The organism is Amycolatopsis sp. NPDC114478 (assembly GCF_055633805.1).
This window is the reverse complement of sequence record NZ_JBVKDO010000023.1, coordinates 54,681-69,625: the sequence shown is the minus strand read 5'-3', so window position 1 is coordinate 69,625 and position 14,945 is coordinate 54,681. Positions and strand designations below refer to the sequence as shown.

Here is a 14,945-nt window from a genome sequence, read left to right as displayed (position 1 = left end):
ATGATCGGGTGCCGGAACCCGAGATCACCCGTGTCGGCGTGGTGGCGCACCCGCGCAAGCCGGTGCGCGACTCCGTCGAAGTGCTCGTCTCCCACGCCGCGCGCCACGGGGTCGAGCTCGTGGCGCGGGAAACCGATGCCGCGCAGGTCGGGGCCGGCGTGGCGGTGGTGTCCGATGCCGCGTTCGCGGCCGGGGTGGACGCCATCGTCAGCCTCGGCGGGGACGGGACGATGCCGGCGCGCTGCGGCTGGCCGTGGACCGGCCGGTGCCGGTGCTCGGGGTGAACTACGGCAACGTCGGGTTCCTGGTCGAGATCACGCCGGCGGAGCTCGCGGGGGCCCTCGAACGGCTGCACGCCGGGGACTTCGAGGTCGAGCCGCACAGCTGCGTCGCGCTGGTGGCGGGCGACGCGGCGGTGGTCGCGTTCAACGACGTGGTCGTCGGCGGGGCCGAACCCGGGGCGACGGTGGAGGTCGACCTGCTGGTCGACGGGACGCAGTTCGGGTACTACCGCTGCGACGCGCTGATCCTGAGCACGCCGACCGGTTCGACCGCCTACAACTACGCGGCCGGCGGGCCGGTGATCTCCCCGGCGGCGGAGGTGCTGGCGGTGACGCCGGTCGCGTCGATGTCGGGCGTCAGCCGCTCGATCGTGCTGCCGGCCCGGGACGTCGTCACGCTGCGCGGAGTGGCCGGCAGCGCGCCGCCGATGCTGCGCGTCGACGGCAACGCGTGGCGGCCGCTGGAGCCGGCCACCCCGCTGACGGCGACCCTGCGCCCGGACGCGGCCCAGGTCGTGCGCCTGGATCCGGGCCGGCACGCCCAGCGCAGCCGCGTCAAGCTCAGCCTCCTCGACCTGCCGCTGCGGCCGGAACAGATGGCCGAGCTGCTGCCCGCGGAGGTGCGGGAGGACTTGGCCCGGCTCAGGAAACGCCGGCGGCTGCCGGCCGAACCCGGCTTCCCAGATCCTCAGATCGACTGATGTCTCGCGGGCGCGATCGCGGCACCGTTGCGGCATGAAGGTGAACGGGATCGAGAAGACCCACCCGGACCGGCTGCCGCTCGGCGAGGCTCCGGATGCCCACGACCAGTGGAACTTCGCGGCGCGCCGCGAAACCCCGACCCAGCGGCTGGACCGGAACTACGCCGAGATACTGCAGGAAGTGCGGGTGGCGCAGACCGGGGTGCAGCTGCTGCTCGCGTTCCTGCTCACCGTCGCCTTCACGCCGCGCTTCGCGACGCTGACCGAGTTCGAACGGCGCGTCTACGTGGCCGCGCTCGTGCTCGGGGCCGCCGCCACCGCGTTGCTGATCGCGCCGGCCGCGTTCCACCGGCTGGTGTTCCAGCGGCGGCTCAAGCGGCAGCTCGTGCACGCCTCCAGCCGGTTCGCCCTGTACGGGCTGACGCTGCTGATGCTGTCCATCGGTTCCGCGCTGCTGCTGATCCTCAGCGTCACGCTCGGGCCCGCGCTCGCCGGGTGGTTCACCGCCGGCGCACTGGGCTGGTTCGCGCTGTGGTGGTTCGTCGTGCCGCTGTGGAGCCGGATCCGGAACTCCCGCTGACCTCAGCCCGACGCCGACTTGCGGGTCGCTTCCCGCGCGATGTCGATGCGCGAGTGCACGCCGAGCTTGGCCAGGATGTGCGAGACGTGCGTGGCGACCGTGCGCGGGGACAGGAACAGCCGCGCCGCGATCTGCGGGTTCGACAGGCCTTCCACCACCAGTCCGGCGATCTTGGTCTCGGTCGGTGTGAGGCTGTCCCAGCCGTGTGTGGCCTGGCGGTGCTTCACCGTCGGGCCGCGCCGGATCCCCAGCGCCCGGAAGCGGGCGCGCAGCCGCGCCACGTCCCGCTGCGCGCCCAAGCCCTCGAACAGGCCCAGCGCGTGGGTGAACGCGGCACGCGCCGAACCCCGGTCGCCGGCGTCGGCGAACGCGGCCGCGGCGGCTTCCAGCGCCTGGGCGCGGGGGAGCGGACGGCCCGCGTCCCGGTAGCCGTCGGCCGCGCGCAGCAGCGCGGCGGCGTCCCGTTCCGTCATCCCCTGGCAGTAGAGCCGCAGCGCCTGCCGGTGCGGGACTTCCGCACCGGCGGTGAATGCGTGGACCCGGGCCCCGATCTCGGCCGCGGTCGTGGTGTCGCCGGCTTCCACAGCCAGCCGGACGGCGTCCGCGAGCAGGCCCTCGCCTTCGTCCTCGCCCGCGAGCGCGGCGGTCAACGCGGCGAGCGCCCGGTCCGGTTCGCCGGCCTGCTCGAACGCGTGGCCGCGCGCCAGCGTCAGCGATTCGACCACCCGGCCGCCGATCCGCTCCGCGCACGGGGCCGCCGCGTCCAGGTGCCGGTGCGCCGCGGCCGTTTCGCCGCGGTGGAAGTGGATGATCGCGGCCACGCCGTGGTCGCAGCACGCCACGCTCGGATCCTTGAGGTCGTCGGGGACGACGTCCACCTCGGCCAGGGCGTCGTCCCACCGGCCGCTGCCCAGCAGCAGCTGGCCGAGCGCGCTCTGGGCCTGGGTCAGCCGCACGACGCTGCCGGCGCGGTCCGCCCGTTCGCGAGCCCGTTCGGCCGCGGCGAGCGCCTCCGGGTAGCGGTCGAGCGCGCCGAAGGTGACCGCCTGGTTGATGCGCAGCAGCAGGCCGAGGTCGGTGAGCGCGGGATCGTCCGCGGCGGTGGCCATCGCGCGATCGAACAGCGGCAGCGCCTCGGCCCACTCGCCGCGCATCATCGCCACCAGGCTCAGCACGTGCAGGGCCCAGCCGGTCGCCCAAGGGTCGTCGCCCGCTTCGGTCAGCGCGGCGGCGGCGACCTTCGCGGCGGTGTCGACCTGCCCGAGGTCGCGGTGCGTCCGCGCGGTGAGCACCAGCAGCCGGGCCCGGTGCCGCGCGAGCAGGCCCGGGGTACGCGCGGCTTCTCCCAGTGCGGCAAGGGATTCGGCGGAGCGGCCGGTCATCGCGCGGCACTGCGTGACCGTGGTGTGCAGGTCGACGAGCAGCTCGGGGTCGGCGGTCCGGGGCAGGGCGCGGGTGGCGACGCGCTCGGCGTCGGCGAAGTCGCCCACGCGGTAAAGGGCCTCGGCGAGCCGGCAGCTCAGCGCGCCCGCCGCGGAGTCGCCGTCCCGCACCGCGCGGCGCAGCAGCGCGACCGCGACCTCCGGCGCCTGGCCGATCAACGGGGTGGCCGCCTCGCGCATCCAGCCGGCGACCCACCCGGGCACCGGTTCGCCGGGCGCCGGGTCGGCCACCGACGGCAGCAGCTGCCGGGCCACCCGCTCGACCGGGGCACCGGCCTCGGCCAGGGCCCGCGCGGCGGCCCGGTGCCAGACGACCCGGACGCCCGGCGGCAGCTCGTCGTACAAGGCTTGGCGGATCAAGGGATGCCGGAACGCGAGGTCGTCGCCGGCGGTCATCAGGACGCCGGCCGCCCGGGCTTCGTCGAGCGCGGGCAGGAGCGCGGCCAGTTCGGCGTCCGCCACGACCGTCAGGTCCGCGACCGAGAAGCCGACGCCCAGCAGCGCGGCCGTCCGCAGCACGGTCCGCGTCGGTTCCGACAGGAAGCCGAGCCGGTCGGCGATCGCCTCCGGCAGCGAGTCGGGGATGGGGCCGCCGGTCAGCTCGGCGATCCCCGCATCGTCGACGTCCAGGCAGGTGCCCCGGGTCAGCGCGTCGAGCAGTTCCGTGAGGTACAAGGGGTTTCCGGCGGCCCCGTCGGCCAGCCGCTCCAGCCGGTCGCCCGGCTTGCCGCCGGCGAGCTTCGCCACCAGCTCCAGTGCCGCCGGTTCGGTGAGCCGCCCGACGCGCAGCCGTTCGGCGGGCCCGACGATCCGCCGCAGCGCCCGCAGGTCGTCGCGGCGCGGTACCGGCCGCAGCACGCCGATCAGGAGCAGCGGCAGCTGCCGGACCGAGCGGGCGAGCCGGCCCCAGACGGCCACCGTCGCGCGGTCGGCCCACTGCAGCTCGTCGACGACCAAGACCACCGGACCGGCGTGGCAGAGCTCGTCCACCAGGGTGAGCAGCTGCTCGGCGGCCGCGGCGGCGAGGTCGGCGCCCTTGCCCGGCGCGGTGTCGCCGCGCAGGAGCCCGGCGATGGCGCCGCGGCGGGGATCCGGTGCGGCGGCGGTGATCCGCAACGCGTCCAGCAGGGGGAGCAGGGGCAGCGCCTGGCCCAGTTCGTCACCGGCGCCCCGGTAGACCTGGCACCCCGCCCGCGCGGCGACCGCGGCGGCGGCTTGGACGAGGGCCGACTTGCCGATGCCCGGCTCCCCGTCCACCAGGACGGCGCGTCCGCGGCCGGCCGCCACGTCGTGCACCCAGCCCGCCAGCCGGGACAGCTCACCGTCCCGGCCGATCAGGAGGTCAGCACCGTCCGTGAGCGGTTGCACACGGTCGATAATAGAAGACGAACAGATGCTGAACAAGAGGTATACGCGACGTAACCGTCCCGCTGGTCGGTCATCTGTCATTCCGATTTCGGAAACATCCGGTTCGGCCATTGTTCGGAAATGCGCCGGGATGTGATATGGCCGCCTGCCGTTGGCGGGTCCTTAACCGTCCGTTGTCCGCCGGTTGTGCCGGCTCTGGGAACGTCCGCCTCGCCCGAAAGCCAGTTTCGCCCGATTGACCACCGGAGGAATGATGCGGGTTCGCCGAGCGGTCGCCACGGTCGCGTTGACCCTTTTCGCGGCTGGTGTCCTGGGTACTTCCGCCGCCTTCGCCGTCGCCGCCGGGAGCGCGGCTTCGACGGCGGTGCTCGCCGACCACCCCGCCGAGATGGGGTACAACGGCGTGGCACCCGACGAAATGGGCTACAACTAAGGGGTACGCCGACCCTGCGGCCGCGACCGGACACCATTCCGGGCGCGGCCGTTCCGGTTGTTCCGGCGAATTCCGGTAATGAACGAACGGGCTCGGCGGACTTTCCCGGGAGAAACGTCCGCTTCCCGCGGCGTTGCCGCTCGGACGTCTGATTCGGTGACGACCGAGAGCCCCACCATGGAAGAGCCGCACCTCACCGTCCGGCCCCGTCGGCCTGGTGACCTTGCTGGTGTCCGGCACCCTCGTCGTTCCGTTCGAGCGGACCCTGGACCTGTCCGGGAACTCCTGATGCGCCACCACATCCGCGTGCACGTGACCCGCACCGGCTCCCGGGACGTCGCCACCCGCGACCTCGACCGGCGGGCGAAGGCGCGGGGGAGCAGAAGAAGAGCGAAGAGGTGTTCAGCCGCTACATCGAACGCGCCGAGCCGATCACCGTCATCGGCATGGTCATGGAGGTCTTGGAGAAGCGGGACGACATCGTCTACGTCAACCTCGTCAAGCGGGAGCTGGTGCAGAACAAGGCCCTGGTCACCGCGCTCGGCTGGGCGGACGGGCCGGGCAACACGCGGCTGCGGACGGCACGGCGGCGCGGGATCGACGCGTTCGTGTCGATGCGCGGCCTGTTCCGCCGGGTCCGCTCCGGCGAACCCGGCTACACGACGTTCATCGCCGCCTACGGCGACCCGGCCGACCCCGTGGCCGGGCCGCGGGTGCGCTTCCGTCGAGGACTGGGACCCGCACCGCGGGGAGCCGGTCGTGCACCCCATCGCGATCTTCAAGTAGCCGCCAGCGCCGCCCGGACCGCCCGCTCGACCAGGATCGGCACGTAGGCGTGGATGCGCGCGCCGGCGAACCGCGCGCGTTCGTGGTCGACCGGCGCGTGCAGCCGGGTCCGGGTGACGTCCGCGTAGTCGTGGCCCAAGCGGTCTTCGAGCTGGGCGAAGTGGGTGTCGAGCTGCTCGGAGGCCATGGTGTCCAAAGTGCTCATCGTGCACCTTCCGGTCGGCCGGGGATCGGAGAACCTCCTTATGAGACGACCGGGACATGAACTGGAGGTGAACGAAAAGAATCACCGACTGCGGGTCGGTTCCGGTATCGGTTCCCGCGTCACCGGTTCCCGGCGAGGAACTCCGCGGCCCACCGGTGGGCGGTCGCGCAGGCGTCCGCTTCGGTGGTCCTGAGGTGCTCGACGACCTCGCCGTCGGCCCACAGCATGAGCGCGACGGCGCCCGGCCGGATCGGGGTCAGCCCGATGAGGCGGCGGTGCCCGTCGCGCTCGAGGGCGCGCTCGGCGGTGAGCCACTGCCCGGTCGTGCCGGTGCGGGTGACCGTCCAGGCGGGATCGGCGCCGAGCTCGGTCACCGACCGGGGAACGAGCTCCACCGGCTGTTCGTCGTGCACGCCCACCACCCTCGTACGGCTTCCCCCTCCGGTGATCCGGAGATGAATCTCAGGTTAACAACGCCCGGTCCAGGAGGCATGATCCACTACGCTGGTCCGGACCTGGGGGCCACGACCGCAGGGAGCAGGCATGCCGACCCTCACCACGGTGGCCGACTGGACGATCACGGCGTCCGGCGACACGGCGACGTTCACGCACGCCTCCGGCGGCTTCTGGGCCCCGAGGGTGTGGAGCGGCCGCGGGCTGGCGATCGCCGAGGCCGACCTCCCGTCGTTCGACAAGGCGCTGGGCGAGGTGCTGAAGCTCCCGGTCTACTGGCTGGCCCGGGCCCGGCGCGCGGACAGCGGAGCCGGGGAAGCGGCGGTGTGGTCGGAGCCGCGGTACGACGGCGACGACGAGTTCGTGTACGTGGCGGGCCCGTGCCGCACCGAGGACGCACCGGGGTACCGCCCGGCGTCGAAGTTCGTCATCGACCTGGTTCACCTGCGCGGGCTGCGGATCCGGATCGCCGCGTACCGGGTGGCTTCCGGCCGGGGCTGAGCCACGTTCGCGGCCGGGCCGTCGGGCACGTGCCAGACTGGGGGCCGGCTTGTGGGAAAGGGGACCGCGTGACCGTGCCTCTGCGTGGCATCAGCACGCGCGACGCCCTTGTCGGCGAGATCCGGCGGCACATCCTCGGCGGGGAGCTCAAGCCGGGGGAGCCGCTCACCGAGGTCGGGCTGGCGAGCATGTTCGGCGTCGCGCGCCCGACCGTGCGCTCGGCCCTGCAGGAGCTGCTCGCCCGCAACCTCGCCGAACGGTCCACCGGGCGCTCGCTGCGCGTGCCGGTGTTCACCGCCGACGACGTGCGGGACCTGTTCTTCGTCCGCACCCCGCTCGAGCTCGAGGCGGTCCGGCGGATCGTCACCGAGCGGCGGCCGGTCGCCGCCGCCGAGGCCGGGCTCGCCGCCATGGAAGCCCTCGCGCCGAGCGCGAGCTGGGGCGAGCGGGTCGACGCGCACACGGCGTTCCACGTCGTGCTCATCGGCTGCGCAGGCAGCCCGCGCCTCGACCGGATCTACCCGGCGATGCAGGAGGAGATGCAGCTCTGCCTGGCCCAGCTCAGCGACTCCTACCCGCGGGCGGGCGACCTCGCCGCCGAGCACCGGGCACTGCTGGACGCGGTGCGCTCCGGCGACGAAGAACGCGCGGTCACGGCGATGCGCGACCACCTGCAGCACGCGTTGGACGGCCTGGTCGACTGACTGCCATTGTTATACTGTCATACACATGACGGACCTGACGAGCTTCAAGGCGCTGAGCTTCGACTGCTACGGCACCCTGATCGACTGGGAGGCCGGCATCGCCGCCGTCCTCTCGCCGTGGGCCGCCGAGCGGGGCCTCGGTCTCTCCGAAGAGGACCTGCTGGTCGCGTACGCCGACCATGAGGCCGCCGTCGAACGGGAAGCGCCGGCCACGCGGTACCCGGACGTCCTGGCGGAAGCGTTCCGCCGCACGGGCGCCGGCCTCGGGGCTGCCGTGAGCGACGACTGGGCGGGCCGGCTGGCCGAGTCCGTGCCGGACTGGCCCGCGTTCCCCGACTCGGCCGAGGCCCTGGCGCGGCTCGCCGGGCACTACCGGCTGATCATCCTGTCGAACGTGCACCGCGACGGCTTCGCGGGCAGCAACAAGCGCTTGAACGGCACGTTCGCCGCGATCATCACGGCCGAGGACGTCGGCGCCTACAAGCCCGCCGGGAACCACTTCCGCGCGCTGGACGAGACGTTGCCGTCCTTGGGGGTGGCCCGCGCGGAACTGCTGCACGTGGCGCAGAGCCTGTTCCACGACCACGTGCCAGCGAAGCGCGAGGGCCTGCCGTCGGTGTGGATCAACCGCCGCCACGACCGGCCGGGCTGGGGCGCCACCCCTGAACCGGGCGGCGACTGGTCGTACGACCTGGAGTTCCCGTCGATGGGCGCCTTCGCCGACGCCGTCGACAAAGCTTTCGCCTGATCGCTCAGACCACAGTGGACAGAGCGGTGTAGGCGAGGTCCGGGCCCGTGCGCTCCCAAATCACGTCGGGGCAGTTCAGGCCTTCCGCCGAAAGCTGCCGCTTGACGACCTTGAACGTCGACGTCCGCGGCAGCTCGCCGACCGTGCGCACGTACTTCGGCACCTGCTTGGGCCCGAGATCCGGCTGACCGGCGAGAAAACGGCCGAACTCGGCGGGATCCAGAGGCGTGCCGCCGGTGACGACGGCGGCCATCACCTGGTCTCCGGTCACCGGGTCCGGCACCGCGTAGACCGCCGCGTCGGTGATCGCGGGATGCCGCAGCAGGATCCGCTCGATCGGGGCCGTGCCGAGGTTCTCGCCGTCGACGCGCAGCCAGTCGCCCAGGCGGCCGGCGAAGTAGCAGAACCCGGCCGCGTCCGCGTACGCGAGGTCGCCGGTGTGGAACCGGCCGTCGCGCAGGCGTTCCGCGTCCGCCGAGGGGTCTCGGTAGTACCCCGCGAACCAGCCGGCGCCCGCCGTGTTGACCAGCTCACCGACGGCTTCCTCGGCGTTGACCAGCCGGCCGTCGGCGTCGAACTCGGCCGGCGGGCACGGGCGGCCCGTGTGCGGGTGCAGGATGGCCACGTCGTCGGCCGGCCGGCCGAGTGAGCCGGGCGGGGTGTCGTCGGTGCGGGCGAAACCCACCCCGCCTTCGGTGGAGCCGAACGCGTCGACGACCTTGCAGCCGAAGCGCTTCTCGAACGCGGCCAAGTCGGCGCTCGCCCCTTCGTTCCCGTAGACGAGGCGCAGCGGGTTGTCGGCGTCGTCCGGCCGCTCGGGCGTGGCGACCACATAGGACAGTGGCTTGCCGACGTAGTTGGCGTAGGTCACGCCGAACTTCCGCACGTCGGAAAGGAAACCGGACGCGGAGAACCGGCGCCGCAGGGCGATGCCCGCGCCGGCCGCGAGCCCGACCGCCCAGCCGGCCATGACGGCGTTGGAGTGGAACATCGGCATGGCGACGTACACGGTGTCCGATGTGGACAACCGGAAGCGCTCGGCCAGCATCGCGCCGGGGAAGGCGATCTTGCCGTGGGTGCAGCGGACGGCCTTCGGGTCGCCGCTGGTGCCGGAGGTGAAGATCAGCATGAGCAGGTCGTCGGGCGACGCGGGGACCGGCTCGACCGGGTCCCCGGCCGGCGGCCACGACCCCAGGTCCCGCACGGGGATCCCGCCGAGGTCCAGGCCGGCGAGCAGGGGGCCGTACTTCGGCTCGGTGAGCACGACCTGGCAGTCGGCGAGCCGGACGTCCCTCGCGAGAGCGGCACCGCGCCGGGTCGGGTTGAGCCCGACCAGCACGGCCCCGGCGAACGCGCAGGCGCCGAGCAGGACGGAGAACGCCGGGACGTTGTCGGCCAAGACACCGACGTGGGGTGGTTTGTCCCAGTCCAGCGCTTCCCGGAGCCCGGCCGCGCGACGCGCCGAAGCCCGCACGTGCTCGGCCCACGACAGGGTCTCGTCCTCGAACCGCAGGCCGGGACGCTCGTCGCCGGCGCGGGCCAGGAGGAGCTCGGTCACGGTCGGGACGCTCATCCGGGCACCTCCGGTGGTCAGGAGTGAAACACGTTCTACTTCTACCACGGGGCCGGCGGCGCGGTCCACCGTGCGGCCGGGGTGTATCGCCCTCAGGTGAGCCGGAACTTCACGCGCGCTCGCCGAGGAGGCCGGAGCGGTCGGGCACGCCGGCGGCGGTGCGCAGCCGGGCGAACTCGGCCGCCAGGGCCTCGGGCGGGTAGTGCGCGTTGAGGCCGCTGGGGTTGGGCACGATCCACACCCGCGCCCCGCCGATCGGCTCGTCCTGGGGACCGAGCCGGGCGCGGGGTGCCCCGAACGCCGCCCGGTACCCGGTCACGCCCAGCATCGCCAGCCACTTCGGCCGGATCGCCCGGACCCGGTCGGCCAGGTCCCGGCCACCCGCGACGAGCTCCTCGCGCGACAGCTGCGCCGCGCGGGCCGTGGGGCGGCGCACGATGCTGGTGATGCCCAGCCCCCAATCCAACAAGAGCCGTTCCTCCTCCGCGCGCAGCCGCCGGGGTGTGAACCCGGAACGGTGCAGCGCGGGCCAGAACCGGTTGCCCGGCGTGTGGAAGCTGTGCCCGGCCGCCGCCGAGGAGAGGCCGGGGTTGATGCCGACGAACACCACCCGCAGCCCCTCGGCGAGCACGTCCGGCAAGGCCTGGACCGGTTCTGGTTCCCGCATCCCACCATCGAACACCACCGGTCAGCGGGACGCGCTCACCACGTCACCGGCAACGACGTCACGCCGTGGATCGGGGAGAAGGCGCGGAACTCGAGCTGCTCGACCGGAACCGCCAACCGCAGTGCCGGGAACCGGCGCAGCAGTGCGGGCAGCGCCGCCTTCAGCTCGATCCGGGCCAGCTGCTGACCGAGGCATTGGTGGGCGCCGAAGCCGAACGCCAAGTGCGCCACCGGTTTGCGGTGGACGTCGAGACCGGGATCACCGACGAAGGCGGGGTCGTGGTTGGCTGCCAGCGCTGAGAGCGACAGCCATTCGCCCGAGGCGATCCGGTGGCCGTCGACGTCCACGTCCGCCGTCGCGCGGCGGTCGAGGTAGGTGACGATCGACAGGTAGCGCAGCAGCTCCTCGATCGCCGGGGTCGCCACTTCGGGGTCGTCGCGGACGGCGGCGAGCTGGTCCGGATTCCTCAGCAGGGCCAGGGTGGCGAGCGCGATCATGTTCGACGTCGTTTCGTGGCCGGCGATGAGGAGCAGGTTGCCGAAGCCGACCAGTTCCTCGTCGGTGATTTCGTCGCCGTGCTCGACGATCACTTCGCCGAGCAAGCCGTCGCCCGGCTCGGCGCGCAGCCGGGCGACGAGCTCGGTCATGTACGCGTGCATCGCGGCGTAGTTGGCGAACTGCTCCTGCTCGGGGCGGATGGCGTCGAGCAGGACCGCGCTGCGGTGCTGGAAGTCGGCGCGGTCGGCGTAGGGGACGCCCAGCAGGTCGCAGATCACCAGCGACGGGATGGGCAGCGCGTACGCCGGCACGAGGTCCGCCCCTGGACCCGACGCATCCATCGCATCCATCGCGTCCAGGTGCTCGTCGACGATCTTCTCGATCGCCGGTCCCATTTCCCGCAGCCGGCGGACGGTGAACGCGCCCGCCAGCATCCGCCGCAGCCGCAGGTGCTCGGGCCCGTCGTAGCCGAGCAGGAAGCCGGGCTGGTTGAACAACGTGCGCGGCGCGTCCGGGTCGGCGTTCAGGTCCGCGCCGATGTCCTCGTGCGAGAACACCGCGCGGACGTCGGCGTACCGCGTGACGGCGCGCGCCTCCCGCTCCCCGAAGAACGGGTGGTAACGCGGGATGCGGGGCAGCCCGGGCCGCTCGCGCAACGCGGTCAGCTCGGCGGCCGGCTCGAACGGGCAGCGGTCCGCCCGGCGGCCGGTCGGCAGGACGGTGTGGTGCTGGGTGTCCGGCATGGTCTGCTCCCCACCTGTGAGACACCGTGTCTCACAGATGCCGACTGTGGCACGGCGTGATCTATGAGTCAACCTGTCTCGTAGATGGGGGTCGCTCGTATGCTGTGACGGTGAGTTACTCGACGGACCCGCGCGCGGCGCGTTCCCGGGAGGCGATCCTCGTCGCCGCCCGGGAGTTGCTGGCGAGCGAGGGACCCGGCGCGGTCACCCACCAGCGCGTTTCCCAGGAGGCCGGCGTCGGGCGGGCCACCGTCTACCGGCACTGGCCGCGGTCCGAGCAGCTGCTGCTCGACGTCATGGAGGGCGCGGACCTCCCGCTGTTCAAGGACCCGGAGACCCCGGTCCGGCCCTGGCTGCGGCGGCAGCTGCGGCAGCTGGCCGACGAGGTGCTGCCGCCGGCCGTCGCCGCGCTGTCGCTGGCCATGATGCAGTCGGCGATCTGGGACGCGGAGCTCGCCCGCCGCCGCGACGAGTCGAACGCGACGATCCGGACGCGGATCCACGAGGCGATCCGGATGGCCGTCGCGGCGCACGAGCTCGAAACGGACGCCGACCCGTCGGACCTGGTGTCGCTGCTGGTCGGGCCGATCGTCTACCGCACGGCGATGCAGCGCGACGCGGTCCCGGACAGCCTGATCGACCGGTTGCTCGACAGCATCGGGACTTGGCGCGGCTGAGCCGCGCCGCCCGGAAGATCGCCACGTGGGTCGGGTGGGCTCCGCTCGACCGTCAGGTGGGCCGGGATCGCGGACTCCACGCCGTCACGCCCCTTCGGGGACGAGGTCGACGTCCTCGAACTCCGGCGCTCCACTGTGGACGATCCGGGGCGTGGGCGCGAGGTTGACCTGCAAGCGGAACACGTCCGGGCGCGCGTAGTGGCCCACCGGGTCCGCGGCGGACTTGGCGATCGCGATCAGCGAGAAGTCCAGGTCCGCGAACAACAGTCCCTCGTCGGTCTCGGCGAGCGGGGCCGCCAGTTCGCTGCCTTCGGGACCGTAGATCCGCGCGAACCCGCCGCCCTTGAGCAGCAGCTGCTTCTTCGTGTCGTCGTCGCAGAACACCTCCTGCGCCGCGTCGCCGACGACCCCGCACGGCGCGAGGACGAAGGTCTGGCCTTCCACCGCGTAGACGAGGCTCGCCGCGGTGTTGACCTCGGGACCCAGCGCCCGCGCGCCGCCGCGGTACACCGAGAAGCTCGGCCACGAGCCCACGTGGATCTGCTCGCCCAGGCTGTACATCGTGTACTTGGTCAGCGGCTGGAAGTGCTCCCAGCAGTTCAGCCCGCCGAGGCGGCCCAGCTTCGTGTCGTGCACCTGCAGGTCGCTGCCGTCGCCTTCGCCGAACACCGCGCGCTCGACGTGCGTCGGCTTGAGCTTGCGGCGCACCGACAGGACGCGCCCGGTGTCGTCGATGAAGGCTTGCGCCATGTACAGGCTGCCGCCCGCTTTCTCGCTGAAGCCGAGGACGACGTGCACGCCGTGCTCGGCCGCGGCGGCCGCGATCCGGGTCATCTCGGCGCCGTCGCGGGTCATCGAGTTTTCGCGGTAGCCGGGCACGAACCGCATGCCCCAGGCGGGCGAGGCGAGCCAGATCCACCACGGGTAGCCGGGCAGGAAGGTCTCCGGGAACGCGACCAGCCGGGCCCCGCCGGCCGCGGCGCCGGCGATCAGGCCGACGACTTGATCGACTCCGGCGGCCAGCTCCAGCCACTTCGGTTCCGCTTGGACAACGGCGACGCGCACCTGCTCGGTCATGGCCGGCCTCCTGGGTGAGTCGTGGGTGCCCCCCACTATCGGGCGCTCACGGCGGGGCGCGGACCGACAGCCCGTGCCACCTCACTGACCGGACGTGCCGCGGAACTGCCCGGGCGTCCGGCCGGTTTCGGCCCGGAACACCCGGTAGAACTGGCGCTCCCCGGCGAACCCGCACGCCGCTGCGATCGACTCGAGCGGGCGGGTGCGGTCGGCGCGCAGCAACGCCTTCGCGTGCTCCACCCGGATGCGCCGCAGCACCGTGCTCACCCCGTCGGGGCTGCCGTCGAACAGACGGTAGAGCGTCCGCTTCGAAACGAGGAACGCGTGGGCGACGTCGTCGACGGTGAGGCCGGGGTCGGCGTGCCGGGCGTGCAGGAAGGACTGGACGCGCCGGCGGGTCAGGGCGTCCCCGTGCGGCGGCTCACCGGCGGAAAGGGTGAGCGCGGCCGCCATCAGCCCGCGGCCCTGCGTCGCGAGCGCGGCCGCGCCCAGCGGGTCGGCCTGCTGGAGGCGGGCGAGACCGTGGAAGAACTGGGCGACGACGCCGGCGGTGCTGTGCGCGCCGAGCTTCGTCGCGGTGACGCCCCGCGCGTCGCGCAACCCGGTTTCGGCGAGCATGTCCCGCAGCGGCACCTGCACGACGACCTGCTCGAAGGCGGCGTCGAAGTGCAGGGTGTAGGGGCGGGTGCTGTCGTAGAGGGCCATTTCGCCGGGAGCGAGCTCGGCGACGCGGCCGTCCTGCTCGATCCGGCCGCGGCCGCGCGTCTGGATGCTGGCGAGCAGGTACTCCTCGCCGGCGCGCGCGATCAGCCGCGGGGTCCGGCGCACCCGCTGCCCACCGGCGTGCACGGTCGTCATTTCGAACGACCCGAGGTCGGCGTGCGCCAGCCGGCCGTCGAACGGGCCCGGCGTGGTGGGGGCCGCCGACAGCTGGACGAAGGTGTCGCAGATCAGGTCCCGCCAGTATTCGAAAGCGCGCGCCGAAGTGACCGCCGATGTCGACCAGACGTCGGCGGAGCCCGGGCGCGGCTCGCCGTTCATCGCGTCATGATGCGCCGCCGCGCGCGGGCCGTGCAACAGGCGGAATAGCGACGCCGTATTCGCCGTACGGGCTCTCCGCTCGGCCGGTGAAACGGCGCGACCGGGCCGTCCGGAGCGGCGCCGTAAGGGCCGAAAGTCGGGAAAAAGCGGCTTCTCGTTTCGTTACAGGTCAATCGTGTGATCGTGAAAATATCCTTTCTCGCATTCTGGAACGGTGTGACACATATCGCGAGATGTGTTCACTGCACACGAGAATGCACGTGCGCTCGACGGGCGGGTCCGGTTTCCGGAAGAAGATGGTGGCCGCATTTCCGCAGTTCTGAGCGCTGCCGGGGGATGTGGTGATGATCCTTTTCGCAATGGGCTCCGGTTGGCCGATCCAGGGTCGCGTTTCCCCGCGTTTGAGAGCGGGTGGCCGTGGGAAGACTGCATCGGCGGCAGCGAAGCCGCAGGTGCGCGGAGTGGCA

General features: G+C 72.7%; 17 protein-coding genes. 9 read left to right on the top strand and 8 right to left on the bottom strand.

What is annotated here, in order from left to right:
- The first annotated feature begins 8 nt into the window (after positions 1-8).
- From ACZ7OH_RS42100 to ACZ7OH_RS42090, 3 genes are read left to right on the top strand one after another with little or no spacing between them, the layout of a single operon-like run.
- Positions 9-284, top strand: coding sequence for a hypothetical protein (locus ACZ7OH_RS42100; RefSeq protein WP_470286017.1), 276 nt, complete (start codon positions 9-11; stop codon positions 282-284).
- Positions 266-982, top strand: coding sequence for an NAD(+)/NADH kinase (locus ACZ7OH_RS42095; RefSeq protein WP_470286016.1), 717 nt, complete (start codon positions 266-268; stop codon positions 980-982). The genes ACZ7OH_RS42100 and ACZ7OH_RS42095 overlap by 19 nt, the downstream gene beginning before the upstream one ends.
- Before the next feature lie 34 nt (positions 983-1,016).
- Complete coding sequence (locus ACZ7OH_RS42090) at positions 1,017-1,562, top strand: DUF6328 family protein (protein WP_470286015.1); 546 nt, start codon at positions 1,017-1,019, stop codon at positions 1,560-1,562.
- 2 nt (positions 1,563-1,564) lie between these two features.
- Here ACZ7OH_RS42090 and ACZ7OH_RS42085 read toward each other — a convergent pair whose 3' ends face one another.
- Entirely contained in the window at positions 1,565-4,372 is a 2,808-nt protein-coding gene (locus tag ACZ7OH_RS42085; protein ID WP_470286014.1) for a helix-turn-helix transcriptional regulator, read from the bottom strand.
- A gap of 253 nt (positions 4,373-4,625) precedes the next feature.
- On the opposite strand from ACZ7OH_RS42085, the gene ACZ7OH_RS42080 reads away from it, so the two are divergent.
- Positions 4,626-4,805 (top strand): hypothetical protein, encoded by a 180-nt coding sequence (locus ACZ7OH_RS42080; protein WP_470286013.1) that lies wholly within the window; start codon positions 4,626-4,628, stop codon positions 4,803-4,805.
- Between the two features lie 398 nt (positions 4,806-5,203).
- Entirely contained in the window at positions 5,204-5,638 is a 435-nt protein-coding gene (locus tag ACZ7OH_RS42075) for a hypothetical protein (RefSeq protein WP_470286012.1), read from the top strand.
- Here ACZ7OH_RS42075 and ACZ7OH_RS42070 read toward each other — a convergent pair.
- Both ACZ7OH_RS42070 and ACZ7OH_RS42065 read right to left on the bottom strand, forming a co-directional pair.
- Complete coding sequence (locus tag ACZ7OH_RS42070) at positions 5,584-5,796, bottom strand: three-helix bundle dimerization domain-containing protein (protein WP_470286011.1); 213 nt, start codon at positions 5,794-5,796, stop codon at positions 5,584-5,586. The genes ACZ7OH_RS42075 and ACZ7OH_RS42070 overlap by 55 nt on opposite strands.
- A gap of 119 nt (positions 5,797-5,915) precedes the next feature.
- On the bottom strand, positions 5,916-6,209 hold the full coding sequence (locus tag ACZ7OH_RS42065) for a hypothetical protein (protein ID WP_400890500.1): 294 nt from the start codon (positions 6,207-6,209) through the stop codon (positions 5,916-5,918).
- 130 nt (positions 6,210-6,339) lie between these two features.
- Between ACZ7OH_RS42065 and ACZ7OH_RS42060 the strand changes: the two genes are divergently transcribed.
- The 3 genes from ACZ7OH_RS42060 to ACZ7OH_RS42050 all read left to right on the top strand — a co-directional run bounded on the left by ACZ7OH_RS42060 (position 6,340) and on the right by ACZ7OH_RS42050 (position 8,202).
- Positions 6,340-6,750, top strand: a complete 411-nt coding sequence (locus tag ACZ7OH_RS42060) for a hypothetical protein (RefSeq protein WP_470286010.1) — start codon at positions 6,340-6,342, stop codon at positions 6,748-6,750.
- Between the two features lie 68 nt (positions 6,751-6,818).
- Positions 6,819-7,454 (top strand): GntR family transcriptional regulator, encoded by a 636-nt coding sequence (locus ACZ7OH_RS42055; protein WP_470286009.1) that lies wholly within the window; start codon positions 6,819-6,821, stop codon positions 7,452-7,454.
- 25 nt (positions 7,455-7,479) lie between these two features.
- Positions 7,480-8,202 carry a haloacid dehalogenase type II gene (locus ACZ7OH_RS42050; RefSeq protein ID WP_470286008.1) on the top strand — a complete coding sequence of 241 codons (723 nt, stop codon included), beginning with the start codon at positions 7,480-7,482 and terminating at the stop codon, positions 8,200-8,202.
- 4 nt (positions 8,203-8,206) lie between these two features.
- On the opposite strand, the gene ACZ7OH_RS42045 is transcribed toward ACZ7OH_RS42050, so the two are convergent.
- The 3 genes from ACZ7OH_RS42045 to ACZ7OH_RS42035 all read right to left on the bottom strand — a co-directional run bounded on the left by ACZ7OH_RS42045 (position 8,207) and on the right by ACZ7OH_RS42035 (position 11,683).
- Complete coding sequence (locus tag ACZ7OH_RS42045; protein WP_470286007.1) at positions 8,207-9,775, bottom strand: long-chain-fatty-acid--CoA ligase; 1,569 nt, start codon at positions 9,773-9,775, stop codon at positions 8,207-8,209.
- Positions 9,776-9,884: 109 nt separating this feature from the next.
- Complete coding sequence (gene mug, locus ACZ7OH_RS42040) at positions 9,885-10,442, bottom strand: G/U mismatch-specific DNA glycosylase (protein WP_470286006.1); 558 nt, start codon at positions 10,440-10,442, stop codon at positions 9,885-9,887.
- A 35-nt stretch (positions 10,443-10,477) separates the two neighbouring features.
- A complete protein-coding gene (locus ACZ7OH_RS42035) occupies positions 10,478-11,683 on the bottom strand; it encodes a cytochrome P450 (RefSeq protein WP_470286005.1) in 1,206 nt (401 codons plus the stop codon).
- A gap of 110 nt (positions 11,684-11,793) precedes the next feature.
- Here ACZ7OH_RS42035 and ACZ7OH_RS42030 point away from each other — a divergent pair, with 110 nt between their 5' ends.
- Positions 11,794-12,360, top strand: a complete 567-nt coding sequence (locus tag ACZ7OH_RS42030; protein WP_470286004.1) for a TetR/AcrR family transcriptional regulator — start codon at positions 11,794-11,796, stop codon at positions 12,358-12,360.
- A gap of 84 nt (positions 12,361-12,444) precedes the next feature.
- On the opposite strand, the gene ACZ7OH_RS42025 is transcribed toward ACZ7OH_RS42030, so the two are convergent.
- The gene (locus ACZ7OH_RS42025) at positions 12,445-13,437 is read right to left on the bottom strand and encodes a carbon-nitrogen hydrolase family protein (RefSeq protein ID WP_470286003.1); all 993 of its coding nucleotides are present in this window, start codon (positions 13,435-13,437) and stop codon (positions 12,445-12,447) included.
- Positions 13,438-13,518: 81 nt separating this feature from the next.
- Entirely contained in the window at positions 13,519-14,478 is a 960-nt protein-coding gene (locus ACZ7OH_RS42020; RefSeq protein WP_470286002.1) for an AraC-like ligand-binding domain-containing protein, read from the bottom strand.
- Positions 14,479-14,945 lie beyond the last annotated feature (467 nt).